The following is a 24,363-nucleotide window of genomic DNA, read 5'->3' as shown; positions in this document are numbered from 1 at the left end:
CAGATGAGAGAAGAGAGGCTGCTCTGATGTCGAGCACCTGGATGACGACCCGCGCATGGCTCTTGATGCTGCCTTTGCTCGTGGTCATGGTCGCCGTCATCGGCTGGCCGCTGGTCGATACGGTCGGGCTCTCCTTCACCGATGCCAAGCTGGTCGGCACGGCTGGCAATTTTGTCGGCTTCGACAATTATTCCAACATGCTGTCGAGCACCAACTTCTCGCGCACACTGATCACCACGACCCTGTTCGCGATTATTTCGGTTGCCGCCGAAATGGTGATCGGCGTCCTCGCCGCCCTGCTGCTCAACCAGGACTTTCGCGGCCGCGCAATCCTGCGCGCCCTGATGATCCTGCCCTGGGCATTGCCCACGGTGGTCAACGCCACGCTGTGGCGGCTGATCTACAATCCCGAATATGGCGCGCTGAATGCCGCCTTGACGCAGTTGCACCTCATCGACGCCTATCGGTCCTGGCTCGGCGAGCCGGGAACGGCGCTGGCTGCCCTCATCGTTGCGGACTGCTGGAAGAACTTTCCGCTGGTGGCGCTGATCGCGCTCGCCGCCCTCCAAGCGGTGCCGCGTGACATCACCGCCGCCTCGCTGGTTGATGGAGCAGGACCGTTCAACCGTTTCCGCTTCGTCATCCTGCCCTATCTTGCCGGCCCGCTGATGGTGGCGCTGGTGCTGCGCACCATCGAGGCCTTCAAGGTCTTCGATATCATTTGGGTGATGACACGCGGCGGTCCTGCAAACACCACGCGAACACTCTCGATCCTCGTCTACCAGGAAGCGTTCTCCTTCCAGCGCGCCGGTTCGGGCGCGTCGCTGGCGCTGATCGTCACCTTGCTCGTCACGCTGCTCGCCGTCGCCTACGCCGCCCTGGTGCGAAAGACCGCCGGGAGCGCCGCCTGATGGAGCGCAAGAGCCTCGCCTTCACCGTCTTCATTTATGCCTGCGCGCTGCTGCTTGCCGCGATCATCCTGGCGCCTATCGCCTGGCTGTTCATCATGAGCATTTCGCCGGCCGCCGATCTCGCCGCCAAGCCGCTGCGCTGGTGGCCGCAGGCAGCCGACTTCTCCCGCTACCAGCAATTGCTGTCGACGGCCGAAAACAGCGCCGGCGCCGCCTTCACCTCGTCGCTGCGCAACAGTCTTGAGATCGCCGCCATGGCGACGCTGGCGGCACTCGCCTTGGCCATCCCCGCCGGCTGGGCGGTTTCGCGCACACCGTCGATCGGCTGGTCGCTGTCGATGGTCATCGCCACCTACATGCTGCCGCCGGTGGCGCTCGCCGTGCCGCTCTATATGGGCCTGTCGCATCTTGGCCTGCTCAACAATGTCTTCGGCCTGACGCTTGTGTATCTCACCATACTGGCGCCCTTCACCACCTGGCTGATGAAATCCGGCTTCGATTCCATCCCGCGCGAGATCGAGGCCGCGGCGATGATCGACGGCGCCGGCCTGTTCCAGACATTGCGCATCATCACCTTGCCGCTGGCCGCGCCCGTGATGGCGACATCGGCACTATTCGCCGTGCTGCTGGCCTGGGACGAATTCTTCTACGCGCTGCTGTTTACCTCCGACCAGCGCGCCAAGACGCTCACCGTCGCCATCGCCGATTTGGCCGGCGGCCGTGTTTCCGACTACGGATTGATTGCCACGGCTGGCGTGCTGGCCGCCTTGCCGCCGGTGCTGATCGGCCTCGTCATGCAGCGGGCGCTGATCTCGGGCCTGACCAGCGGCGGTGTGAAAGGATGAACATGACTGCAGATAAAGAACGGCCGGCCGGACTGACCGCCATCGACCGCGAAATGGCGCGCCAGCACGCCGATGCGCGTGCTTCGTTCGAGAACAACGCTGCCATGGCGGCAGACGTCGCCGCTTCGATCAGGAAGAGCGGCCGCCTGCTTCTGCTTGGCATGGGCGGCTCGCACGCGGTCGGCCGTGCCGTCGAGCCGCTCTATCGTGCACTCGGCATCGATGCGCTGGCGCTGCCACTGTCCGAGCAGCTCGGCCAACCATTGCCGCTGGCGGACCGGACGGTGCTTGTGACTTCGCAATCCGGCGAGAGCGCCGAAGTCGTCAGATGGTTTGCGCAGGCCGGCGGCAGCTCGGACGTTTTCGGCCTGACGCTCGAAGGCGGTTCATTTCTCGCCCGCACCGCGCCTTGCCTGGTCGGCGCCGGCGGCACGGAGCTGGCTTTCGCCGCAACCCGCAGCCTGACCGTGACCCTGGCCCTGCACCTGGCCATCCTGGCGGCTCTGGGGGAGGATCCGGCCCCTGCCCTTGCCATGCTCGAAGCTCCGCAGGATTGCGATATCGCCCAAGCACTCGCCGCGATTGGCAAGGTGGATACGATCGTCACCTCTGGCCGCCGCCTGCAGGGCGTGGCCGAAGCCCTGGCGCTTGGCTTGACCGAACTGTCGCGGCTGCCCTGCTTTTCGCTCGAAGGCGGCCAGTTGCGGCACGGGCCGATGGAGATGCTTGGCCCGCAGATCGGTGTTGTCCTGTTTCGCGGCGCCGACCCGACTTCGGAGCTGGTGACCGCGATGGCACTTTCGGTGGTCGAAACCGGCGCGCCGCTGGTCATCTTTGACGCGTCCGGACAAGCGCCGGTCGCCGGGGCCGTCACGCTCACGTTCAAACCAGCCGCGGGGATGGCCGCTATCCTCGCAATGCTGCCGGTGGCACAGCGCCTGATGATCGCCTTCGCGGACGGTCGCGTCGACAATGCGGGCACGCCGGTGCGCACCACCAAGATCACCAGGAGCGAGTGATGCGCCCGCTGGCGGTGATCGGCAACGTCAATGTCGACCTGATCGTCGGCCCGGTCGCGCCATGGCCGAAGGCGGGAACCGAGACCGTCGTCGACCATGACGAATTGCGCGTCGGCGGCCAGGCCGGCAACACCGGGCTCGCCTGGCAAGCGCTGGGCATCGACTTTGCGATTGCCGCCAATGTCGGTGACGACCAGTTCGGCCGCTGGCTTGGTGAGGCTTTTGGCGTCCGCGCCGCGAAATGGGCTATCCGGCCCGAAGGCACGACATTGTCGGTCGGGATGACCCACCCCGATGGCGAACGGACCTTCTTCACCACACGCGGGCACTTGCCACGCTTCGGCCTCGCCGATGTCTTGTCGGTTCTCGACGGCCCCGCACTCTCCGGTGGCTACGCCCTGCTCTGCGGCTCCTTCCTGACGGAAGACCTCACGCGCGACTACAATGCTTTTTTCGACTGGGCCGACAGCCACGGCGTTGCCGTGGCACTCGATACAGGCTGGCCGATCGATGGCTGGACCGCGGCCTATTGCGCCTCGACGAGGACATGGCTGTCGCGCTGCGCGCTGGCGCTGTTCAACGAGGTTGAGACGGTGACCCTGGCGGGGTTGCCAAGTCCGGCGGAAGCGGCGCGTGAAATCCGATCCAGCATGAGGCAAGGCGCGACCTTCGTCGTCAAGCGCGGGCCACGAGGCGCCATCGCCATCGGCCCGGACGGCACTCTCGTCAAAGCCGCCGCGCCCGACGTCAGGGTGGTCGACACGATCGGTGCCGGCGACGTCTTCAATGCCGCCTTCCTGGCCGCATTGGCACAGGAACGGCCGCTGTCCGCTTGCCTCCGCGCCGCTACGCACGTCGCCTCGCGCGCCATTTCCACCTTGCCCCGCAACTATGGCGGGCCGATGCAGTTTGAGGGTCCCATGCATGAGCGCGCTTGAAATCCATGGCATCCGCAAGAGCTACGGCAGCGTCGAGACGCTGAAAGGCATCGACATCGCGCTGCAGAGCGGTGAATTCCTGGTGCTGCTCGGCTCGTCGGGCTGCGGAAAATCGACGCTTCTCAACATCATCGCCGGCCTTGCCGAGGCGACCAGCGGCGACGTCCTGATCGGTGGCCGCTCGATCCTCGGCGTGCACCCCAAGAACCGCGATATCGCCATGGTCTTCCAGTCTTACGCGCTCTATCCGAACCTGACCGTGCGCCGCAACATCGGCTTTGGACTGGAGATGCGCGGCGTCGCGGCCGACGAGCGCGACAGGGCGGTGAACGAAGCGGCAAGGCTGCTGCAGATCGAGGCTCTGCTCGATCGCAAGCCGAGTCAGCTTTCCGGCGGCCAGCGCCAGCGCGTCGCCATCGGCCGGGCCCTGGTGCGCAAGCCGCAGGTCTTCCTGTTCGACGAGCCGCTGTCCAATCTCGACGCCAAACTGCGCCTGGAAATGCGCACCGAATTGAAACGCCTGCACCAAATGCTGCGGACGACCGTCGTCTACGTCACCCATGACCAGATCGAGGCGATGACGCTGGCCAGCCGCATCGCCGTCATGCGCGACGGCCGGATCGAGCAGCTCGGCACTCCCGAGGAGATCTATAACGACCCGGCGACACTCTACGTCGCCGGCTTTGTCGGCGCGCCGTCGATGAACATGCTGCAGGCCACCGTCACCGACGGCAAGCTGGCCATTGCCGGATCCGATGTATGGATCCCCGTGCCGGCACGCTATGCGAATGCGGCACGTGAGGGTGCACAAATGGTCGTCGGCATCAGGCCGGAAGCGCTGCGTGCGGCGACCGGAGCCGCCGCGGAGCTATCACTGCCCGTCGAGATCGAGGTCGTCGAACTGACCGGCCCCGAGCTGGTCACCACGGCGCGGATCGGCACGCAACGGCTGACGGCCAGCTTGCCGCCGCGGGCCCAATTCGCCAAGGGCGAACAGCGCAACCTCGCCTTCGACGAGGCCGCGCTTCGCTTGTTCGATCCTTCGACGGGCAAGGCCCTGTAAGCGCCGTCGATTGAACGATCGCGGCAGCGTCGTCCTCCTCGCGCGCAGGCAAGCCTATTTGGCGATATCGAGAAGTGACGACACCAGCAGGTCCCGTTCGTCCTTTGACAGCACGTCGGAATCGAACAGGTTCATGCTGCGCAGTCCTTCGATAGCGAGATAGCAGACCAGAAGCGATTTGAGGTCCGGCGCCTCGCCCTTCAACCGCTCGAAAAGCTGCCGCTTGAATGTCTTGATCGGCATCATGAAATCGGGATCCTCGGCGATCGCCGAGAATATCCAGGATGCCGACGGCTGCTTCTCCTCGCAATCCTCGGCTGACAGCCTGATATAGACGGCGAGGGGATTTTTGCCCTTGTCGTTGCTGTTGGCGGATTCCAGCGCTTGCTCGAAATCGCGCAGATAGCCTTCGACCAGGCCTTGCATCAATTTCGCCTTGGTGGGGAAGTTGTAGAGCAGCCCGCCCTTCGACACGCCGGCGCGGTTGGCAACGGCATCGAGCGACAGGCTGCCGGGCCCGGATTCCCGGGCAACATCAGCCGCCGCGGCGAGAATCTTCTCGCGCGAGTTCGGTCGTTGGGCTCTCATGGCGCCTCCCATCGCAAGCTTAGGCCCAATTGACAAGACCGTCCAGACGGTACAGTAAGACCGCCACTATTTGAAATCGGGACCCGCAGTCGATATGTGTCCCGATGTCCGCGCTTCGCGCCGGATTTTCGACTGAGGGGACTTCCTTGTTCAAGCGCATACTCCGTGTCTTTATCGTTATTGTGGTCCTTGCCGTGCTCGTCATCGTGGTCGGCGGGATCGTCGGTTTCAACTTCCTGCGCGACAACGGCATCAAGCAGTATTTCGCCACCATGAAGCCGCCGGCGGCGACCGTGTCGACAACCATCGCCAAGCCGTCGAACTGGACACCGGGCGTCGAGGCCATCGGTACGGTGCGGGCCGTGCGCGGTGTCGACCTGACGGTCGAGACCGCCGGCATCGTCAAGGAAATCCCCTTCCATGCCAACCAGAAGGTGGCGGCCAACGCAGTGCTGCTGCAACTCGACGACGCCGTCGAGCGCGCCGATCTCGATGCGCAGAAGGCGCAGGCGGCACTCGATCAGACCACGCTGACCCGCGCCGTCGAACTGACAAGGCGTGGCGTTGGCTCCGACTCGACGCTGGACACGGCGCGTGCGGCGGCCTCCGCTTCGGCGTCCCAGGTGACCAGGCTGCAGGCCGTGCTCGACCAGAAGCAGCTTACCGCACCTTTCGCCGGCACGGTCGGCATTCCGAGGATCGACCTCGGCCAGTATCTGGCACCCGGCACCGCGGTGGTGACGCTGCAGGACCTCGACACGATGCGGGTCGACTTCTCGGTTCCCGAACAGCAGCTGCCGCTGCTCAAGATTGGCCAGACGGTCCGTCTGGGCCTTGGCGGCAGCGACGACATGCCCTTTGCGGGCGCCATTCGCGGCATCGACCCCAAGATCGACCCCTCCAGCCGGCTGGTGAACATCCGGGCGGAAGTTGCCAATCCCGAAGGCAAATTGACCCCAGGTCAGTTCGTGCAGGTGCGTGTCGAACTGCCCGAGGAGCAGAACGTGCTGTCACTGCCGCAGACGGCACTGACCACCAGCCTCTATGGCGACTACATATTCGTGGTGCAGCCGGCGAAGCCCGCCGGGGCGGCCCCGGCGCAGCCAGCCAAGCCGGACGAAAAGCCGGCGGCGGCCACCGACAAGCCTGCGGATGCCAAGCCTGCGGATGCCAAGCCCGCGGATGCCAAGGCGGCAGACGCCAAGCAGGCCGACGCAATGAAACCCGCCGCCGATGCCATGAAGCCGGCCGCCGACGCAGCCAAGCCAGCGGACAAGGCCGCTGCCGATGCCGCCAAGCCAGCAGCGGCCGATCCGGCCAAGCCGGCGGCGGAAGGCGACAAACCGGCGCTTGTGCTGTCACAGGTCTTCGTCAAGCCGGGCCGCCGCAATCAAGGCATGGTCGAGATCGTCGAAGGGCTGAAGGCCGGCGACGAGGTCGTCACCGCGGGCCAGAACCGCCTCTTCAACGGCATGACCGTCAACGTCGACAACACGATCGACCCGACCAAATCGGCGAACAAGCAGGCCGACCAGCAATGAGCTTTTCCGATCTCTTCATCCGCCGGCCCGTCCTTTCGACGGTTCTTGCCTGCATGATCCTGCTGCTCGGTTTCCAGGGCATATTCAACCTGTCGATCCGGCAGTATCCGAAGGTCGACGAGACCGCGATCACAATCACGACAGCCTATCCGGGCGCCAGCGCCGATCTGATCCAGGGCTTCATTTCCGCCCCGATCGCGCGCGCCGTCGCCTCGACCGAGAACATCGACTACGTCACCTCGTCCAGCCGTCCCTCCTCCAGCACCGTGACGGTGCAGATGAAGCTCGGTTCCAACCCAGACGTCGCGTTGACCGAAGTGCTGTCCAAGGTCCAGGGCGTGCGTGGCACTTTGCCGGACGCCTCCAAGGACCCGGTCATCGTCAAGGGTACGGGTCAGCAGTTCGCGATGATGTACATCTCGATGCAGAATCCGAACATGACCAAGGAGCAGCTGACCGAGTATATCGAGCGCGTCATCAGGCCCCGCATGTCGACGGTCGAAGGTGTTGCCGACGTGCAGATCTTCGGCGCCCAGGAATACTCGATGCGCGTCTGGATCGACCCGGTCAGGCTTGCCGCGCGCGGCGTGACGGCGGCCGAAGTGCTGGCGGCGATCAACAATTCCAACTTCCTGTCGGCGCCCGGCAACACCCAGAACGAATATGTCGTCTCGTCGATCACCGTGCGCTCGACGCTGCAGACACCGGAAGCCTTCGCCGCGCTGCCATTGCGCTCGACCGACGGCAATGTCGTGCGCCTGCGCGACGTGGCCCGCGTCGAACTGGCGGCCGCGAACACCGACACCAGGGTTTCCTTCAACGGCAAGCCCGGCACCTTCCTCGCCATCTTCCCGACCCCGGCAGCCAATCCGCTGACCACGGCGGCGGCACTCACCAAGCTGGTCCCGCAGATTCAGGAGACGCTGCCGAAGGGCATGACGATCGAAGTCGTCTACGACGCGACCGGACAGATCAGCGCCTCGATCGACGAGGTGTTCAAGACCATCGGCGAGGCGGTCGCCATCGTCGTCGTCGTCATCCTCCTCTTCCTCGGTTCGTTCCGCTCGGTGCTGATGCCGATCATCACCATCCCGCTGTCGCTGATCGGCGTCTGCTTCCTTTTGTTCGCGGTAGGCTATTCGATCAACCTTCTGTCGCTGCTGGCCATGGTGCTGGCGATCGGCCTTGTCGTCGACGACGCCATCGTGGTGGTGGAAAATATCCACCGCCACATGGAAGAGGATCACATGCCGCCCATGCAGGCGGCCTTCAGCGGCATGCGCGAGATCGCGTCGGCCATCGTCGCCATGACCATGACGCTGGCCGCCGTGTTCGCGCCGCTGGCCTTCACCGGCGGCCTGACCGGCGCCCTGTTCCGCGAATTCGCGGTGACGCTCGCCGGATCGGTGGTGCTGTCTGGCATCATTGCCATCACCATCACGCCGATGATGTCGGCGCGCCTCCTGAAGCCCGGCAATGCCGGCCGTTTCCAGCGCATCGTCGACGGCACTTTCGCGCGCGTCGAGCATGTCTATGAGCGCGCCGTCACCGGATCTCTTAACTATCGCCCGCTGACGCTGCTCATCGTGCTGGCGCTTGTCGGCGTGACTGGGTTCATGTTCACCAAAACCTCGACGGAACTGGCGCCGGAAGAAGATCAGGGCTTCCTGCTCTCGCTGGTGACGGGGCCGCGCTATGCGACCTCCGATTACACCGAGACTTACGTCAATCAGATCCTGGGCCTGGTGAAGGACATTCCCGAGACCCGGGCGCAGTTCTCGGCCGTCGCCTTTGGCGGCACGACCAACAGCGCCTTCGTCGGTTTTGCCTTCAAGGATTGGGCGGAGCGGAAGCGCAATTCGAAGGAGCTGCAGGCCGACATCACGGCTCGTATCGCCAAGGTGGCGGGTGTCCAGGCCTTCGTCTTCGCGCCGCCGACTCTGCCGGGCTCCGGCGGCGGCTTGCCAATTTCCATGGTGGTGCGCTCGACCGGCGATTCCGCTCAGGTCTACGAGGAAGCCGAGAAGATCAAGAACAAGGCGCAGGCCTCGGGCCGCTTCATCGTCGTGCAGAATTCGATGGCCTATGACGCACCGCAGGTGACGGTGACCATCGATCGCGACCGCGCCGCCGCGCTCAACCTGCCGATCGCCGATATCGGCCGGACGCTGACGCTGCTGGTCGGCGGTGCCGAAGTGGCGCAATTCGACCGCGACTCCAACTCCTATGACATCATCCCGCAGGTGCCGCAGGAATTCCGCGACAACCCTGAAAAGCTCGGCGAATATTTCGTGCGCAGCGTGACGGGAGAGATGGTGCCGTTGTCGGCCGTGGTGACGATTTCGAACAATGCGTCGCCGGCGGCGATCGAGCAGTTCAACCAGCTGAATTCGTCGACGATCTCGGCGCTGCCGCTGCCCGGCGTCACCACGGGCGACGGTTTGAAAGTGCTCGAGGACATCGCCAGGGAGAGCCTGCCCGACACTTTCTTCATCGATTATTCCGGCCAGTCCCGGCAGGAGAAGGAACAGGGCAACACGATCCTGATCGCTTTCGGCGCGGCCGTCATCGTCATCTACCTGGTGCTGGCGGCGCAGTTCGAAAGCTTCCGCGATCCGCTGATCATCATGATGGCGGTGCCACTGTCGATCTTCGGCGCGATCGTGCCGCTCAATCTGGGCCTCGGCACGCTCAACATCTATACCCAGGTCGGACTGATCACGCTGATCGGCCTGATCACCAAGCACGGCATCCTGCTGGTCGAATTCGCCAACCAGCAGCGAGAACTGCATGGCATGCGGCGGCGTGACGCCATCATCGCCTCGGCCAAGGTGCGCCTGCGGCCGATCCTGATGACGACGGCGGCGATGGCGCTGGGCGTGGTGCCGCTGATCGTTTCCAGCGGCGCCGGTGCCGCGGCCCGCTATTCGATGGGCCTGGTCATCTTCACCGGCATTCTGGTCGGCACCATGTTCACACTGTTCGTCGTGCCGATGTTCTATACTTTCATCGCCAGCAAGGACCTGCCGCATCTGGCGGAAAAGCCGGATCCCAAGCTGATGCCGGCGCTGCCGAGCTGAGGCACGGGGCGCAAGACACAAAAAGAGGCCGGGATTTCTCCGGCCTTTTTTTGGCGATCGCTCCAGCAACTCCGGCACATGGCCGAATGCGGCGACCTTCCTGCTACTTGACGATGACGATGCTGGTGTTGGCCGCTCCGAACGTCTCGACGAGCTGGTAGAAATCGGCGGCGTTGTCCGGGTGCAGCCGTACGCAGCCATGCGAGGCGGGCTGGCCGAGGCGCTTGATGGCATAGGTGGCGTGGACCGCGTAGCCGCCGCTGAAAAACACCGAATGCGGCATCGGCGCGTTGTCGTATTTCTTCGAATACCACATCTCATGCATGCGCGTCGGCTTGAACGAGCCGGTCGGCGTCACGTGCGCCCTGTCGCCGGTGGAAACCTTCCAGGCGAAAGTCGGCCGGCCGTCGACCGAGACTTCCATGACCTGCTGCGACAGCGAAACGCGAGCAACGACGCTGTTGGCGGCATGGGCGGCGTTGGCGCCGAACAGAAGTGCACTGCCCATGAGCGCGGCGGCGGTGATGTTGATGAACTTTGCGGAAATGGTGGTGTGCATGAATGTCCCCTCTCTCTGCCGGTCCGGCCGGCTCCAATTCGATGAGGCGGCTTATCCCAGCGGCATGTTTCGGAAAGATTTCGTGAAATGCTCGTTTGTGTTTCGAATCTGTTTCCGCTGATTAACAGGACAATCACCCTGTTTGATGGCGCTCCATTCCGACACGGGGGCCAAGGATGAAGGACACAGGCATTCACCCCGAAACGAAAGTTCGAATTGTCTCCTACATGAAAGAGTTTGTCTCAATCCGAAACCAATCTGCAACAAAGTGCGGTTTTGGGCGGCATGATCCGGATACCGACCGGATGCAAAAGTTGACGCAACGAAAGCAGACGGCAACGACCAAGGGAACGAAAACGAACATACGCTCCTGGCTATCCAGGATCAGCATCACGGCGGCGGCTGTCGGCGGCGGCACCATTGCCGGCGGCCCCGTGCGCGGCTGGCGGCGATGAGTTCGAGCGAGATTTCGACCCTGCACGTCGCCCTGTTTGCGCCACGGTCTGGATCGTTTCCAGCCTGCGCATCGCCCAGTTGAAGGCCCTCTGGCGGGTTGGCCTTCGGCTGCTGGCATTGCGCGGCCCCTCCGGCAACTTGCTGCCGAGAGGACCGAAGGCCCGCGCCGCGACGGGGGGCTCCGTGGGCGGCGCGGGCACTTCGGGAGTTCCTGAAGCGACCCGCTACACAGTCATCTTTTTGGGGAATTCAGATCATGAAGACAAAATTCGCGGCTTCCGTGCTTTCCGCACTGCTCTATGCGCAGGGCCTGCTCGGCTTTGCCGCACTCGCCAGCGTGCTGCTCAAGGAACGCGCTCACGCAAGCGAGTTCGCCGTCGGCGGCGAAATGGCCTCGGGCCCGTCATTGCTGGTGGTGCGCTGAACCTCGCGGGCATCGGCGCGGGAAAATGGAAAGTCCGATGCTCATCCGACGAACCAGCAGGAAAACACAGCCGTCAGTCGGCGAATTGCCGTGGCGGATCGAACCTGTAGCCGGCGCCGCGTATGGTGGTGATGGTCTCGGTGTCGAGCTTGCGGCGCAGTCGCACGATGCGCGAGTCGATCGAGCGATCGAAGGCGTCGGCATTCTCGGCCGGCGCGGCTGCGATAATGTCGTCCCGCGTCAGTACCTTGCGCGGGCTCGCCAGGAACAGCCTGAGCAGCGCCACCTGGCCGGGCGAGAGCTGCTCCTGCGTACCGGAGCGATGCATGACCATCGCCGATCTCAGGTCGACGGTTGCGTTCTCCAGCACGATCAGCTCCTGGGTACCCCTGCCGCGCCGCGAAAGCAGGCCACCGACACGCGCGGCGAGTTCCCTGACATTGAGCGGACTTTCGACGACGTCGGCGGCGCCGAGCTCGAGCGCCAACACCTTGTCGAGGAGATCGGCCGGCCGGCATATCAGGATGAAATCCGGTCCATGCTCCCCACCCCCAGCTTGGCCGCCAAAACGCCTGAGCAGATCCCGCCCTTCCGCCTGGCTGAGGCTGTCCCCGACAACGACAACGTCGATACCGCCGCCCGACAGCAGCGATTCCGCCTCCCAGGGCTGCCGCGCCCGGCGCACGTCGTGGCCGCGCCGCTCGAGATGGTCGGCAAGCTCGCTCGCGACGACCTCGGCGACGGAAACAAGCGCAATGATGGCTCGTGCGGCCATGTTTTCCAACCGTTCCCTGGCAACCGGATATGAGTGCTGGACATCATGTTTATACCCAATCTACTTTCCACTGAAAGTGGGAGCGAGAGCATCGTGCGGGCAAGAATTGTCATCGTCGAGGATGAGCCCGACCTGAGGGACGCGGTCGCCGAATATCTCGGCGCCGCCGGCTATGATGTTTCGACCGCTGAAACCGCGGCCGCCGCGCGCCGCCTGATCGAGACGCAGTCCTTCCATCTGGCTATCCTCGACATCGCCATGCCGGGCGAGGATGGCTTGTCGCTTGGCCGCTGGCTGCGCTCGAAAATGCCGATCGGCATCATCTATGCGACCGCCGCCGGCACCGCGCTCGACCGCATCGTCGGACTGGAACTCGGCGCCGATGACTATATCGTCAAGCCGTATGAACTGCGCGAGGTGCTGGCCAGGGTGCGCAGCGTGCTGCGCCGTGTTCCCCAGCCGACGGAGCCGCAGGACAGGAAGGCCAGCACGGATCGGCGCTCCGTCGCTTTCGGCCCCTTCCAGGCCGATCTCGACGGCAGGATGGTCACCGGCGCCAACGGCACAGTGATCGACATGGCCAAGAGCGAATTCGACGTGCTGGAGGTTTTCCTGACCCGCGCCAACCGGCTGCTGACCAGGGCCGCGATCTCCGAGGCGATCGGCTTCACCGAGGATCCGGAATCGTCGCGCGCCGTCGATATCCGCATCATGCGCCTGCGCAAGAAGATCGAGACGGACCCGGCCAACCCGAAATTCCTGCGCACGGTGCGTGGCGAAGGCTATATTTTCTCGCTGCCGGCCGGCGACGGCAGCTGAGCGTCAGACCGAGGAAGTCCGCTCCGCAGCCGTTGCCAGCCGATCGATTGGCGTGACTCTGGACTAATGGCTGACAATGATGGGCGACACGGCAAGCACGGACATGCAGGGTTTCAGGCAGGGCGCGGCGATGGCCGCCGTGCGTGTCGTGCGCCGGCTGCGCGAGGCCGGCGACTGGCAGCGCGAAATGGACGGCATACTGGAGACGCTATGCCACGCCATGGAGTGCCAGCGCGGCATCCTGTTCCGCCTGCGCGAATTGCCCGGCCAGGGTTTCGCCCAGTCGGTCGCTGCCTACTGGATCGATCCTGACTTCGGCGGCGAACTGGCCTCACCGACCGTCATCATGCAGTCGATCGTCAATTCGGATCCGCTGCTTGAGCGGCTGGCCGAGGATGAGCGGCAGGGCAAGATTTTCGCCGGCCATACGCGCGACCTCGAAGGATTCCTGAGGGCCGATTTCGAGAAGCAGAACATCAAGTCGTTCCTGTCGGTGTCGGTCTTCGCGCACGGCCATTTGTGGGGCACGCTGGCCGTCAATGACTGCGTCGAAGAGCGGGAATGGACCGACGAGGAGGAGGCGACGCTGCACATCATCGCCCTCGCCATAGGCGACGCCATCGAACACTCCCCCTCGGACGCCCATGCCAGCGAAGTGATCCGCCGCACCATGCTGCAGGCCTCGCTCGACGCCATTATCGTCATCGACGAGGCCGGGTCGATCATCGAATTCAATCCGGCCGCCGAGAAGATGTTCGGCTTCCTGCGCAGCGATATCCTCGGCAAAGACCTGCTCGACACGGTCGTTCCTGAATACTACCGCAAGGGCTATGCCTCGGGCGCCGACTACATGTCCGGCCGTGGCGCCCCGATGGTCGGCCAGCGGCTCGAGACCGTGACGCAGAATGCCGCCGGCGAGGTGTTTCCGATCGAACTGACGGCGACCGAGATGCGGGTCGCCGACCGCCGCCTGATCTTTGGCTCGATCCGCGACCTGCGCGACAGGCTGCGCGCCGAGGAAGAGATCAACCGGCAGCGCGAGAAGCTGCACCAGAACGAGAAGATGGCGGCGATGGGCTCGCTGCTTGCCGGCGTCTCGCACGAACTCAACAATCCGCTGGCCGTCGTCGTGGCCCAGTCGACGCTGCTGCATGAATTCGCCTCGGATCCGCAGACCAAGGTCCGTGCCGAAAAGGTGCGTGCCGCCGCCGAGCGCTGCGGGCGCATCGTCAAAAGCTTCCTGTCGATGGTCCGCCTCCATCCGGCGGCACATGCCGAGACCGATCTCAACCAGGTGATCCGCGCCGCTCTCGAAGTGACCGCCTACGGCGCGCGCTCGAGCGGCATCGTCATCGATACCGATTTCGCGCCAGGTCCGCTGCTCGCCATGGCCGATGCCGACCACGTGACACAGGTGGCGGCCAATTTCCTCATCAACAGCCAGCATGCCCTGGCCGGCGTCGCCGGCGACCGCCTGATCAAGGTGCGGAGCTTCCGCAGCGATCGGGGCAATCCCGGCTTCTCGGTCGAGGACAACGGGCCCGGCATTCCCGAAGCCATCCGTTCGCGCATTTTCGAATCCTATTTCACCACCAAGCCGGTCGGCGTCGGCACCGGCATTGGCCTGTCGATCTCGAAATCGATCATCGAACGACACAACGGCAATGTCTGGTTCGAGGAGGTGTTGCCGAGAGGCGCGCGTTTCGTCGTCCAGTTGCCGGCGATCTCTGCGGGCATCGCCGCCGCCGGCGAAAGCCAGCCACGATCGAGCGGCCTGCGCCATGCGCTGATCATCGATGACGAGCCTGACGTCGCCGGTTCCCTGTCCGATATTCTCGAACTGATGGGCATCAAGTCGCGGATCGCGCCGCTCTGGGAATCGGGCGCCGCCACCTTGGGTGGCCACATGCCCCCCGATATCGTCTTTTCGGATCTGCGCATGCCCGGCATATCAGGCATTTCGATCTACCGCGAACTGCTCGCCGAACGGCCCGACCTGGCGCGGCGTTTCGTGCTCGTCACCGGCGACCTGATCGGCGCGAAGGCGGAAGTCGAAGCCTTGCCGTCGCAGCAGCGGCCACAGATCCTCGAAAAACCGTTCAGCACGCTGGATGTACGCAGTGTGCTTTCGACCATCGCCGAGCAGGCCGCGTTGAAAGCATAAAAAAGGCTCCCGGCCGACATCGCGGCGGGAGCCGAAGCGAGCGCCGAGAAGCGCTCGGGGAGGTAGGGCATGATCCCCAAACGGGAACCGGTTTCGGGATCATGCCCCGGCAGAAACGCAGAGGCAGAAATCAGAAGATGTTGGGCGTGCTGGTCAGCGGCGCGGCGTTGGCGATCATGCGGATCGCGCGGGTCTTGTGCGTTCCGGACTGCTCGGCAATGGCGCGCAGGCAATCCACGCTCTCGGCGCCCCAGGCCTGCCCCCTGCAGGCGAAATCGATTGCCGGCATAGGCAGGCGGGCGGTCGTGGTCGTGGTCGGCGCGCCTTCGATGACGTTGGCGGGCGGGTTCAACGAAGCGAAGGCTGGGCCGACCGTCGGCGTGAACGCCATGCCGGCGAAGGCGCAAGCAGCCAGCGCCATGAACATTCCCATCGGGTGGTCGCTGGCGCGCTGGCGAAGGGCCAGCTTCGGGCGGCGGTCAGCGCGCTCTGGAGCTTGAAAGCGGTTGCCGCTGGTGATCTGGACTTTCGCATGCATCATCATCCCCTTCGTTGATTTTCTTTTTGCGATGAAACGAATTTAATCGCGCCTTGTAACGGCGCAAAGGTGACGAGAGCCCGGCAATGTAACCGGATTGAAACATCGATACGGGCAAAACCGGGCAGGGTCGGTCATTGGCTGTTTTGGCCCGGGGGGTGGCGGTTGCAAGACGTGCACGACCGGTAGCCGCGTGAACGATTGGCGGCGCGAGCCAGCGATCGGGGGCAGTTACGGAACTCTGGCTAAGATCCGGATTTTCCGGGGTTTTCGAAGCCCGCAACGGCGCGGGATTCCCATGGAACCAGCGCCGACATTTTCGCTGCGGAACAGTCACATTTCCACAAGCCATTGCATTTCAATGCAAAATATGATTATATTGAATGCATATTCAATAAAAGAAGAGACGTTTTATGAACCCGCACCTCCGTGACGTGGCAATCCCGAACGATTGGGACCGGCGGGGACTGCCGGGCTGGAGCTACCATTCCGACGCCCTTCTCGAACTGGAGAAGGAGCATGTGTTCCGCAATCATTGGCAGATCGTCGGGCATGTCTGCGACATACCGGACGCCGGCGATTACCTCACCATGGATGTCATTGGCGAACGCGCCCTGATCGTGCGCGGCAAGGACGGCGTGGTACGCGGTTTCAACAACATGTGCCGCCATCGCGGCAGCCGCGTCGTCGCCGACAGCCAGGGCAATTGCAAGAACGCGCTGGTCTGTCCGTTTCACGGCTGGGTCTACAATCTCGACGGCACGCTGCGCGGCGCCGCCCGCCCGCGCTCCTTCCCCGACCTCGACAAGACCGAGTTTGGCCTGATGCCGCTCGACCTCGAAATCTGGATGGGCTTCATCTTCATCCGCTTCCGCAATGGCGGGCCACAGCCCTCCGTCGCCGAGCTGCTGAGGCCGATCGAACCCGAATTCGCGCATTACAAGGCCGCCGACATGGTGCCTTCCTGGGGCATCTGGACCCAGAAGACGCCGGTCAACTGGAAGTCGGTGCGCGACGTCGACAATGAAGGCTATCATGTCGCCATGGCGCATCCGGCCTTGCAGGATCTCTATGGCGCCACCTATTTCGACGAGCCCTTCGTCAATGGCGTCTCGCGCTCCTTCGCCACCTACAACCCGCATGCCGGCCGCCGCTGGAGCGTGAAGAACTACGTCAAGATCGCGCCGGAGCCGACGCATCTGCCTGACCATCTCAGGAAGGCCTGGGTCTATTACGGCATCTTCCCCAACGCCGTTCTGTCGGTGATGCCGGAATCAGTGCAGTTCTATCAGGAGTTCCCGCTGTCGACGGGTGAGACGCTGCTGCGCGGCGCCATCTATCGCTACCGCGACGAGAGCCGAGAGCAGGCCGCCGCCCGCTACCTCTCCTTCCGCATCGATCGCGACACCATGTCGGAAGATGTGCAGCTCTCGGTCTGGTCGAACGAATCCATGCTGTCCGAGGCTTTCGAGGGCTTTTATCTCTCCGACCTCGAATATGGCGTGCGCACCCACCACGACCACCTGCGCAAGCAGGTTCCGGTGCTCGGCCTGGAAACAGCGCCGGAAGAAAAGGACATGTGGAATTTGAACGACGCGCTGCGGAGCCGGGCGTAACAACCCTGCTGATTGGCGAAGCCGCCGATGACAGCGCCCCTCTCCCCATCAGCGCTGCTCCTCATCCGTCTTCGAGCACCTTCTCCCCGTAAAAACGGGGAGAAGGAGAAACTCACCCCTGCCACACACCCTCTTTCCTGAGATCTTCCATCGTGCGTGAAATACCCTCGCGCAGGATGCCGACCATGTCGTCGATCTGCTCGCGCGTAATGACGAGCGGCGGCGACATAACGCACATGTTGATCAGCGGCCGCACCAGCAGGCCAAGCTCGTGGCAGTGGGCGTCGATGCGTTTGCCGACATCCTTGTCGAGCTGCAGCGGATCCTTGCTTTCGCGATCGGCGACGCATTCGACACAGCCCATCAGCCCGACGCCGCGCACTTCGCCGACCAGCGGCAGCTCTTCCAGCGTCTTCAATTGCGCCTGGAAATAGGGCGCGACCGCCTGCGTGTGAGCAAGCACGCTCTCTTCCAGCAGGTCGAGATTCTTCAAGGCCACGGCACAGCCGACCGGATGGCTGGTGTAGGTCAGGCCATGGCCGAACATCGCGTCGGGATGGTTGGAACGGCGTAATTCCTCCAGCAGCCGCTCCGAGATGATGACGCCGCCAAGCGGGAAATAACCCGAGGTGACGCCCTTTGCGAAAGTGATCATGTCGGGGTCGATGCCGAACACGTCGCCCGAGGCAAAGACATGGCCCAGACGTCCGAAGCCCGTCACCACCTCGTCGGAGATATAAAGAATATCCTTGGCGCGGCAGATCTCGCGGATGCGCCTGAGGTAGCCGTCCGGCGGAATGATGACGCCACCGGACGCCTGTATGGGTTCGCCGACGAACGCGCCTATTCTGTCGGCACCGACACGCGCGACCGTATCGCGGAACTGGTCGACAAGGAAATCGGTGAAAGCGGCGATGCTCATGCCTTTCGGCCGGCGGAACGGGTCGGGGGAGGCGAGCTTGACCACCAGATCGTCGGCGCCATCCATCCAGTCGCGGTCGCGCGGGCGGCCATTGAGCGAGGCCGAGAGATAGGTTGAGCCATGATAGGCGCCGCCACGGCTCAGGATCAGCTTCTTTTCCGGCCGGCCGCGCACATTGTTGTAAAACTGCATGAAGCGCAGCGCCGTCTCGACCGCCGAGGAACCGCCCGTGGTGTAGAAGACGTGGCTGAGGTCGCCTGGGGCATGGCCGGCGATGCGCTTGGCAAGCTCCGCCGACGGCGCGTTCATCGTGTACCAGGGCGTGTTGTAGGACAGCGCCATCGCCTGGTCGTACATCACCCTGGCGAGTTCCTCGCGGCGATGCCCGACATTGACGCACCACATGCCGGCCGGGCCGTCGATCAGCCGCTTGCCGGTGCTGTCGGTAATGTAGATGCCATCGCCCTCGCCGATCAGCGCGCGCGCCTCCGAACCGACGGAACCGGCGTAAGGCCAGGGCTGGATGAGATGACGCTTGGCCAGCCCGACCGCATCGTCGCCAGGGCCAGCCGTTTCGCGTGCCTTCAGATCCCTCACCGCCGCCATCATCGCCTCCACATCATCCCCGAATTTTCCGGGCATCAATCCGGTTCGCCATGGCCGAAATCGCCGCCCTGCTCACACGATTTTGAATGTCCGTTCAATCAATATTGCAGAATTAGCGCTTGATTTCAATCCGCGGATGCGCGCATGATGAAAGAAAGCCGGCAAGGGGAACAATAGCCGGCGCCAGCCCAATGGGATGCCGTATGGCGGGACAGTCCAGGCCAGCAATCGAGATCGCACCCGGAGCCCGTCCCCCCGGAGTCTGGCAATGACGGTGGCTGCGGAAGGGTCGCCCCCGTTGGGCCTGACGCGGGCCAGACGAAATGCCCTTCTGCAATCCGAGCCTGTACAAGGCTTTGCCCTGATCAGCCCGACCTTTCTCTACGCTCTCATCCTTCTGGTCCTGCCGATCCTGGTCGTCATCGCCCATTCCTTCTGGACGCAGCACTACCTGACCATCGACCGCACCTTCACGCTGGAAAACTATCGCGTCGCACTGACCGAGCCGATCTACCGCGATCTGTTGTGGCGCTCGCTCTACATCTCGCTGACGGTCAGCCTGTTCACCGTCGTCCTCGCCTACCCGATCGCCTATTTCATTTCCTTCTATGGCGGCCGTCACAAGAGCCTGTGGCTGTTCCTCATAACCATCCCGTTCTGGACCAGCTATCTCTTGCGCGTGATGTCGTGGAAGGTCATCCTGGGCTATAACGGCGTCTTGAATTCCGGCCTGATGGGTCTGGGCATCATCGACGAACCGTCGACCGCCCTGCTCTACAATTCGAGCGCCGTCATCATCACGCTCACCCATGCCTGGGCGGCCTTCGCCATCCTGCCGATTTTCGTGTCCCTGGAGAAGGTCGACCGCACGCTGGTCGAAGCGGCCACCGACCTTGGCGATGGACCCTTCCGGTCGTTCCTGCGCGTGACCTTGCCGCTGTCGGCGCCAGGCATCATTTCCGCGGCGCTGATCGTCATGATCCCGACTGTCGGCGACTATGTCACGCCAAAGCTCGTCGGCGGCAAGGATGGCGTCATGATCGCCAATGCCATCCAAGCGCAGTTCGGCAAAGCCGCCAACTGGCCGCTCGGTGCCGCACTTTCCGTCACCACCATGCTGATCGTCTCTCTGATGGCCGGCGCCACGGTGCTGATCATCCGCGGCTTGCAAAGGATGGCGCGATGAAGGCGCGGCGCTTCCTGCCGGGCGGCTGGCTGTCGGCCTATGCGTTCCTCTATATCGTCTTCCTCTATCTGCCCGTCATCTTCCTGCCGATCTTCTCGGTCAACACGGCGGCGACGCCGAAATTCCCGCTGACCGGCTTCACCCTGCAATGGTACGAAGACCTGCCGCGCACGCCGGCGCTGCTCGATGCCGCCTGGAACAGCCTGATCGTCGGCGTCTCGGCGGCCATCCTCTCCACCGTACTCGGCATCCTCGCCGCCCGCTCGATCACCCGCTACCGCTATCCCGGCCGCCGCGCCATCAACGGTCTGATCATGGCGCCGCTTGTGCTGCCCGAAGTGATCGTCGCCATCTCGATGCTGCTGGTGATGCTGCAGTTGGGCCTCGGCCTTTCGCTGTTCACTGTCGTGCTCGGCCACGTCCTGGTCTGCATTCCCTATTCGATGACGGTGCTGACTTCCGGCTTCGAGGGTTTCGACCGCAGTCTCGAGGAAGCCTCCGCCGATCTCGGCGAAAGCGCCTTCGGCACTTTCCGGCGCGTGACGCTGCCGATGGTGGCGCCGGCGATCATTTCCAGCCTGCTGGTCTGCTTCACCATCTCGCTGGACGAATTCATCATCGCCTTCTTCCTTACCGGCACCGAGGCGACGCTGCCGATCTACATCTGGGGCCAGTTGCGTTTCGCCTCGAAACTGCCCGGCGTGCTGGCGCTCGGCACGCTGCTTTTGGTTGCCTCTTTCCTGTTGATGACAATCGCCGAAATCCTGCGTCGCCGCGCGGCCAGACGCACCCAGAACGAGGGAGGCCTCTATGCCTGAGCAGCCGCGGATCGAGCGCCCTCACGCGGACGGGATCCAATCCGAAAGAGCGATGATCGAGATCCGCAATGTCACCCGCAGCTATGGGGCGTTCAAGGCGCTGGACGACGCCTCCCTGACCATCAAGGAAGGCGAGTTCTTCTCGCTGCTCGGGCCGTCGGGCTGCGGCAAGACCACGCTCTTGCGCATGATCGCCGGCTTCGACAATCCGACCAGCGGCTCGATCGCGGTTGGCGGCCAGCCCATGGAAGGCATACCGGCCAATCGCCGGCCGACAAACATGGTGTTCCAGAGCTACGCGATCTTCCCGCACCTCAATGTCGAGCAGAATGTCGCCTACGGACTGAAGCGGTTGAAGCTGCAGGGTGGCGAAGAGAAGCGCCGGGTCGAGGAGGCGCTGGCGCAGGTCTCGCTCACCGGCCTCGGCAAGCGGCTTGCCACGGAGCTTTCCGGCGGCCAGCGGCAGCGCGTCGCGCTCGCCCGCGCCCTGGTGATGCGACCTAAGGTGCTTTTGCTCGACGAGCCGCTGTCGGCGCTCGACAAGAAGCTGCGCGAGCAGATGCAGGTCGAACTGCGCCGCCTGCAGCAGGCCGTCGGCATTACCTTCGTCCTGGTCACCCACGATCAGTATGAAGCGCTCGCAATGTCCGATCGCATCGCCGTGATGTTCGGCGGCAAGATCGCGCAGGTCGCCTCCCCGAAGGAAATCTACCAGCGCCCGGTCAACCGCCAGGTCGCCGACTTCCTTGGCGGCATGAATTTCGTCAAGGCCGAGATCGTCGAGGAGAACGGCGCCTCGCTGATCGTCGACACGCTGGGTTTCGGCCGTATCAAGACCGACAAGCCGAAGGCTTTCGTGCGCAATGGCGGCGCGACGCTCGGCATCCGACCGGAGCGCCTGCGCGTGCTGTGGGACAATGCGACAGCCAAGTTCGAGGTCGCCGGCAAGGTGGTGGAACGCCACTATTTCGGCGAGATCACCCATCTGATCGTCGAAATCCCTGGCCTGGAGAAGCCGCTCTCGGTGACCGAGACCAACGATTTCGGCGCCGATGACATTCCAGTCGGCACCTCGATTCGCCTCGCCTATGATCCGGAAGCGCTGGTCGCGATGGCCGACTGAACTCCGGCGATGATCCTGCGCGCCGCGATACGCCCGGCCACGATCGCGCCCTCGACATAGCCCGGGAATGACGGCGCCAATTCCGACGACGCGAAATGCACCGGCGGTGCGCCGGCAAGAATGGTGGCCTCGGCACCCCTCGCCGACACATCGACGATCAGGTCGCTATAGGCACCGCCGCTCCAGCGATCATGCGTCCAGTCACGGCGGTTGAAATCGAGAACATCCGCCGCCTCCGGACCGAGCGCCTCCACAAGCTCCGTCGTCACCTGCGTCCGCAGATCCGACTCGCCGAGTTCGTGCCAGCGCAGCGCCAGCGGTCCGCCAACGAAGACGACAAGCGCCGCATGATCGGGATCCCTGCTGGCGTCGCAGGCAAACAGCCCCGGCAGATCGCGCCACATCACCATCCCGCTCAAATCCCGCTCGCGCCAAAATGGCTTGGGATAGCGCACCAGGACCTTGATCACCGCGCCGCTTTCCCAGGCGCCGAGCGCCGCTTTCAGGGCTGCCGGCAAGGCGGGCGTAAAATCGAGCTTCGCGGCTGTCGCCGGCGGCACGGCGACCAGAACTTCTCGCGCTTCGATCACGCTATTGCTCGAGACGACACGAACCCCTGGCGGACCGTATTCGATGCGGGTGACAGGTTCACCGAGCCTCACCCGGTCGCCGAGGTCCTCCGCCAGATCATCGGCCAACGACTGCATGGTCTCGCGCAGGGAATATTGCAGCTCCGGCACCTCATTGGTGATACGCCGGTCATTGTCGATCAGATACCAGAGCGGTACCTTCTCCAATGCCAGGCACCACAGGCCCTCGATCATCGACCGGAAGGCCGCCTTGGCCTCGCCCACGTCATCCTGCCGCTCCAGCCACTCGGCAACGGTCAATCCCGCAATGGCGGGATCGTTGGGCTCGATGCTGTTCATGCGTTCACGGATCGCCATCGAGGCGTGATAGGTCCGCTCGGCCCGGCCGACCGACATTGACGGGCAAGTGATGAAATCGCCCTCGACATAAGTCTCGACGAAGGTCTTGCCGCGAGCCTGGGCCAGTTCCATCAGCTGCGGCATGTCCTCGCACAGGAACTGGCCGCCGCTGTCGATGCGCTCGCCAAGCCCGTTCCACATGGCCTCGACCCGCCCACCGACGCGGTCGCGTGCCTCGAGCAGCAGGAAGCCGACGCCGGCCCTCTTCAGCTCGAGCGCCGCCGACAGCCCGGTGAAGCCGGCGCCGACGATGACGACGTCGGTTCTTTCTGTCTGGTCGTTCAATAGCCAGCCTTGATCTTCTCGAACTCGGCGATCATCTTGAGCTTGAGATCTGACGGGAGCGGCTGCTGGAACAGCGTCTTGTCGACGAATTTCTGCACGTCGTCATAGCCCTTTTCCTTCAGGATGGCCTGATCGACGCCGGCCATGCCCTTGGCGTTGGCCTGGCCGTAGCCCCAGTCCTTGACCAGCACCTTGGCGGTCTCCGGATCGTTGACCGCGTTGAGATAGTCATAAGCCTTGTCGGTATTGCCGGGCGCATCCTTGAACAGCACGTAGCCGCACACCCAGGTCGAGATGCCTTCCGCCGTGTCCTTCTTAGACTTGATCGGCACGCCGGCAGCGACCGACTGTACGGTCGCATCGTTCCAGGCCCAGGCGAGATCGACTTCGCCACCGCTCAGAAGCTGGACGACGTCGGTGGTATCAGTCCAGTAGGAGCGCACGTTCTTGTGCACCTGGCGCAGGAAGTCGGAGGCCTGCTTGAACTGGTCGTCGGTCATCTTGGTCCAGTCCTTCAGGCCGATGGCGAGGCTCGCCAGCGCATAGGCATCGTCGACATTGTCGCCGATCGAAACGCGGCCCTTGAACTTCGGATCGGCGAACGCCTTCAGCGACTGCACGTCCCTTTCGTCGATCTTGGAGGAGTTGTAGGTAAGCTGCGTGTTGCCCCAGTCCCAGGGCATGAACCAGGCTTTCCCGTCCTCCGTCGTGGCGAGATTTTTCATCGCCATGATGCCGGGATTGAGATCCTTCCAGCCCGTGATCTTCGAGGTATCGAGCGGTTGCAGCAGGCCCGCCTCGCGCCACTTCGTCACGCTCTGCGAGCAGGGATGGCCAAGGTCGGCCTTGAAGCCGGAACGGACCTTTTCGAACGCCTCGTCCTCATCGCCGAAGAAGGCAAAGGTCGGCGAATCGCCGTTTTTCTCGACATATTTCGGGTGGAAGCTCGGATCCTCATAGCCTGACCAGTCGAACACGATCAGATCCTTGTCGGCCGCGATCGCCAGCGCCGCGGCCGAAGCCGCCAGTGTTCCCGCCAGCGCGAGCGTCAGCGTCAGGCGCCTTGTCAGTGTCTTCATTGCTGTTCCATCCTCTGCG

22 protein-coding genes are annotated in these 24,363 nt (G+C 63.8%); 15 read left to right on the top strand and 7 right to left on the bottom strand.

Annotated features, from left to right (window positions below; translation table 11 throughout):
- Window positions 1-26: 26 nt before the first annotated feature.
- Genes FJ943_RS05370 through ugpC form a run of 5 tightly spaced genes read left to right on the top strand, consistent with a single transcriptional unit; the run spans window position 27 to window position 4,776 of the window.
- Window positions 27-911, top strand: a complete 885-nt coding sequence (locus tag FJ943_RS05370; RefSeq protein WP_140720142.1) for a sugar ABC transporter permease — start codon at window positions 27-29, stop codon at window positions 909-911.
- Window positions 911-1,756, top strand: a complete 846-nt coding sequence (locus tag FJ943_RS05365) for a carbohydrate ABC transporter permease (protein ID WP_140662936.1) — start codon at window positions 911-913, stop codon at window positions 1,754-1,756. The genes FJ943_RS05370 and FJ943_RS05365 overlap by 1 nt, the downstream gene beginning before the upstream one ends.
- Entirely contained in the window at window positions 1,753-2,775 is a 1,023-nt protein-coding gene (locus FJ943_RS05360; RefSeq protein WP_041163308.1) for an SIS domain-containing protein, read from the top strand. The genes FJ943_RS05365 and FJ943_RS05360 overlap by 4 nt, the downstream gene beginning before the upstream one ends.
- Complete coding sequence (locus tag FJ943_RS05355) at window positions 2,775-3,713, top strand: PfkB family carbohydrate kinase (RefSeq protein WP_140720140.1); 939 nt, start codon at window positions 2,775-2,777, stop codon at window positions 3,711-3,713. The genes FJ943_RS05360 and FJ943_RS05355 overlap by 1 nt, the downstream gene beginning before the upstream one ends.
- Window positions 3,700-4,776, top strand: a complete 1,077-nt coding sequence (ugpC, locus tag FJ943_RS05350) for a sn-glycerol-3-phosphate ABC transporter ATP-binding protein UgpC (RefSeq protein ID WP_140720138.1) — start codon at window positions 3,700-3,702, stop codon at window positions 4,774-4,776. The genes FJ943_RS05355 and ugpC overlap by 14 nt, the downstream gene beginning before the upstream one ends.
- Window positions 4,777-4,830: 54 nt before the next feature.
- Here the strand turns inward: ugpC and FJ943_RS05345 are convergent, their stop codons facing one another.
- The gene (locus FJ943_RS05345; RefSeq protein WP_015315434.1) at window positions 4,831-5,364 is read right to left on the bottom strand and encodes a TetR/AcrR family transcriptional regulator; all 534 of its coding nucleotides are present in this window, start codon (window positions 5,362-5,364) and stop codon (window positions 4,831-4,833) included.
- Between the two features lie 146 nt (window positions 5,365-5,510).
- Here FJ943_RS05345 and FJ943_RS05340 point away from each other — a divergent pair, with 146 nt between their 5' ends.
- Together FJ943_RS05340 and FJ943_RS05335 are read left to right on the top strand one after the other, a co-directional pair.
- A complete protein-coding gene (locus tag FJ943_RS05340; protein WP_140720136.1) occupies window positions 5,511-6,905 on the top strand; it encodes an efflux RND transporter periplasmic adaptor subunit in 1,395 nt (464 codons plus the stop codon).
- A complete protein-coding gene (locus FJ943_RS05335) occupies window positions 6,902-9,985 on the top strand; it encodes an efflux RND transporter permease subunit (protein WP_015315432.1) in 3,084 nt (1,027 codons plus the stop codon). Before FJ943_RS05340 ends, FJ943_RS05335 begins: the two co-directional genes overlap by 4 nt.
- A 103-nt stretch (window positions 9,986-10,088) precedes the next feature.
- On the opposite strand, the gene FJ943_RS05330 is transcribed toward FJ943_RS05335, so the two are convergent.
- Complete coding sequence (locus FJ943_RS05330; protein ID WP_140720134.1) at window positions 10,089-10,544, bottom strand: L,D-transpeptidase; 456 nt, start codon at window positions 10,542-10,544, stop codon at window positions 10,089-10,091.
- Window positions 10,545-10,720: 176 nt separating this feature from the next.
- Here FJ943_RS05330 and FJ943_RS29875 point away from each other — a divergent pair, with 176 nt between their 5' ends.
- On the top strand, window positions 10,721-10,999 hold the full coding sequence (locus tag FJ943_RS29875) for a hypothetical protein (RefSeq protein WP_246671826.1): 279 nt from the start codon (window positions 10,721-10,723) through the stop codon (window positions 10,997-10,999).
- Between the two features lie 257 nt (window positions 11,000-11,256).
- The gene (locus tag FJ943_RS05320) at window positions 11,257-11,424 is read left to right on the top strand and encodes a hypothetical protein (protein WP_015315429.1); all 168 of its coding nucleotides are present in this window, start codon (window positions 11,257-11,259) and stop codon (window positions 11,422-11,424) included.
- Window positions 11,425-11,497: 73 nt separating this feature from the next.
- Here FJ943_RS05320 and FJ943_RS05315 read toward each other — a convergent pair whose 3' ends face one another.
- Window positions 11,498-12,199, bottom strand: a complete 702-nt coding sequence (locus tag FJ943_RS05315; RefSeq protein ID WP_140662945.1) for a response regulator transcription factor — start codon at window positions 12,197-12,199, stop codon at window positions 11,498-11,500.
- A gap of 45 nt (window positions 12,200-12,244) precedes the next feature.
- On the opposite strand from FJ943_RS05315, the gene FJ943_RS05310 reads away from it, so the two are divergent.
- Both FJ943_RS05310 and FJ943_RS05305 read left to right on the top strand, forming a co-directional pair.
- A complete protein-coding gene (locus FJ943_RS05310) occupies window positions 12,245-13,018 on the top strand; it encodes a response regulator transcription factor (protein ID WP_181171238.1) in 774 nt (257 codons plus the stop codon).
- 76 nt (window positions 13,019-13,094) lie between these two features.
- Window positions 13,095-15,182, top strand: a complete 2,088-nt coding sequence (locus FJ943_RS05305; RefSeq protein WP_181174493.1) for a PAS domain S-box protein — start codon at window positions 13,095-13,097, stop codon at window positions 15,180-15,182.
- 130 nt (window positions 15,183-15,312) lie between these two features.
- Here the strand turns inward: FJ943_RS05305 and FJ943_RS05300 are convergent, their stop codons facing one another.
- Window positions 15,313-15,720 carry a hypothetical protein gene (locus FJ943_RS05300; RefSeq protein WP_140616753.1) on the bottom strand — a complete coding sequence of 136 codons (408 nt, stop codon included), beginning with the start codon at window positions 15,718-15,720 and terminating at the stop codon, window positions 15,313-15,315.
- A 413-nt stretch (window positions 15,721-16,133) separates the two neighbouring features.
- Here FJ943_RS05300 and FJ943_RS05295 point away from each other — a divergent pair, with 413 nt between their 5' ends.
- A complete protein-coding gene (locus FJ943_RS05295; RefSeq protein WP_140720132.1) occupies window positions 16,134-17,336 on the top strand; it encodes an aromatic ring-hydroxylating dioxygenase subunit alpha in 1,203 nt (400 codons plus the stop codon).
- 112 nt (window positions 17,337-17,448) lie between these two features.
- Here FJ943_RS05295 and FJ943_RS05290 read toward each other — a convergent pair whose 3' ends face one another.
- Window positions 17,449-18,864: an aminotransferase gene (locus FJ943_RS05290; RefSeq protein ID WP_140720382.1), complete on the bottom strand. Its 1,416-nt coding sequence runs from the start codon at window positions 18,862-18,864 to the stop codon at window positions 17,449-17,451.
- A gap of 268 nt (window positions 18,865-19,132) precedes the next feature.
- On the opposite strand from FJ943_RS05290, the gene FJ943_RS05285 reads away from it, so the two are divergent.
- From FJ943_RS05285 to FJ943_RS05275, 3 genes are read left to right on the top strand one after another with little or no spacing between them, the layout of a single operon-like run.
- Window positions 19,133-20,050: an ABC transporter permease gene (locus FJ943_RS05285; RefSeq protein ID WP_140720130.1), complete on the top strand. Its 918-nt coding sequence runs from the start codon at window positions 19,133-19,135 to the stop codon at window positions 20,048-20,050.
- Window positions 20,047-20,868: an ABC transporter permease gene (locus FJ943_RS05280; RefSeq protein ID WP_140616749.1), complete on the top strand. Its 822-nt coding sequence runs from the start codon at window positions 20,047-20,049 to the stop codon at window positions 20,866-20,868. Before FJ943_RS05285 ends, FJ943_RS05280 begins: the two co-directional genes overlap by 4 nt.
- 52 nt (window positions 20,869-20,920) lie before the next feature.
- On the top strand, window positions 20,921-21,991 hold the full coding sequence (locus FJ943_RS05275) for an ABC transporter ATP-binding protein (RefSeq protein ID WP_140720128.1): 1,071 nt from the start codon (window positions 20,921-20,923) through the stop codon (window positions 21,989-21,991).
- Here FJ943_RS05275 and FJ943_RS05270 read toward each other — a convergent pair.
- A complete protein-coding gene (locus FJ943_RS05270) occupies window positions 21,955-23,265 on the bottom strand; it encodes a flavin monoamine oxidase family protein (protein WP_140720126.1) in 1,311 nt (436 codons plus the stop codon). The genes FJ943_RS05275 and FJ943_RS05270 overlap by 37 nt on opposite strands.
- A complete protein-coding gene (locus FJ943_RS05265; protein ID WP_140720124.1) occupies window positions 23,262-24,344 on the bottom strand; it encodes an ABC transporter substrate-binding protein in 1,083 nt (360 codons plus the stop codon). Before FJ943_RS05265 ends, FJ943_RS05270 begins: the two co-directional genes overlap by 4 nt.
- Between the last annotated feature and the right edge of the window lie 19 nt (window positions 24,345-24,363).

Origin of the sequence: Mesorhizobium sp. B2-3-10, assembly GCF_006442275.1 — a bacterium.
GTDB classification, from domain to species: Bacteria; Pseudomonadota; Alphaproteobacteria; order Rhizobiales; family Rhizobiaceae; genus Mesorhizobium; species Mesorhizobium australicum.
Note: the sequence above shows the minus strand (reverse complement) of the source record. Positions and strands in the feature narration are given on the sequence as shown.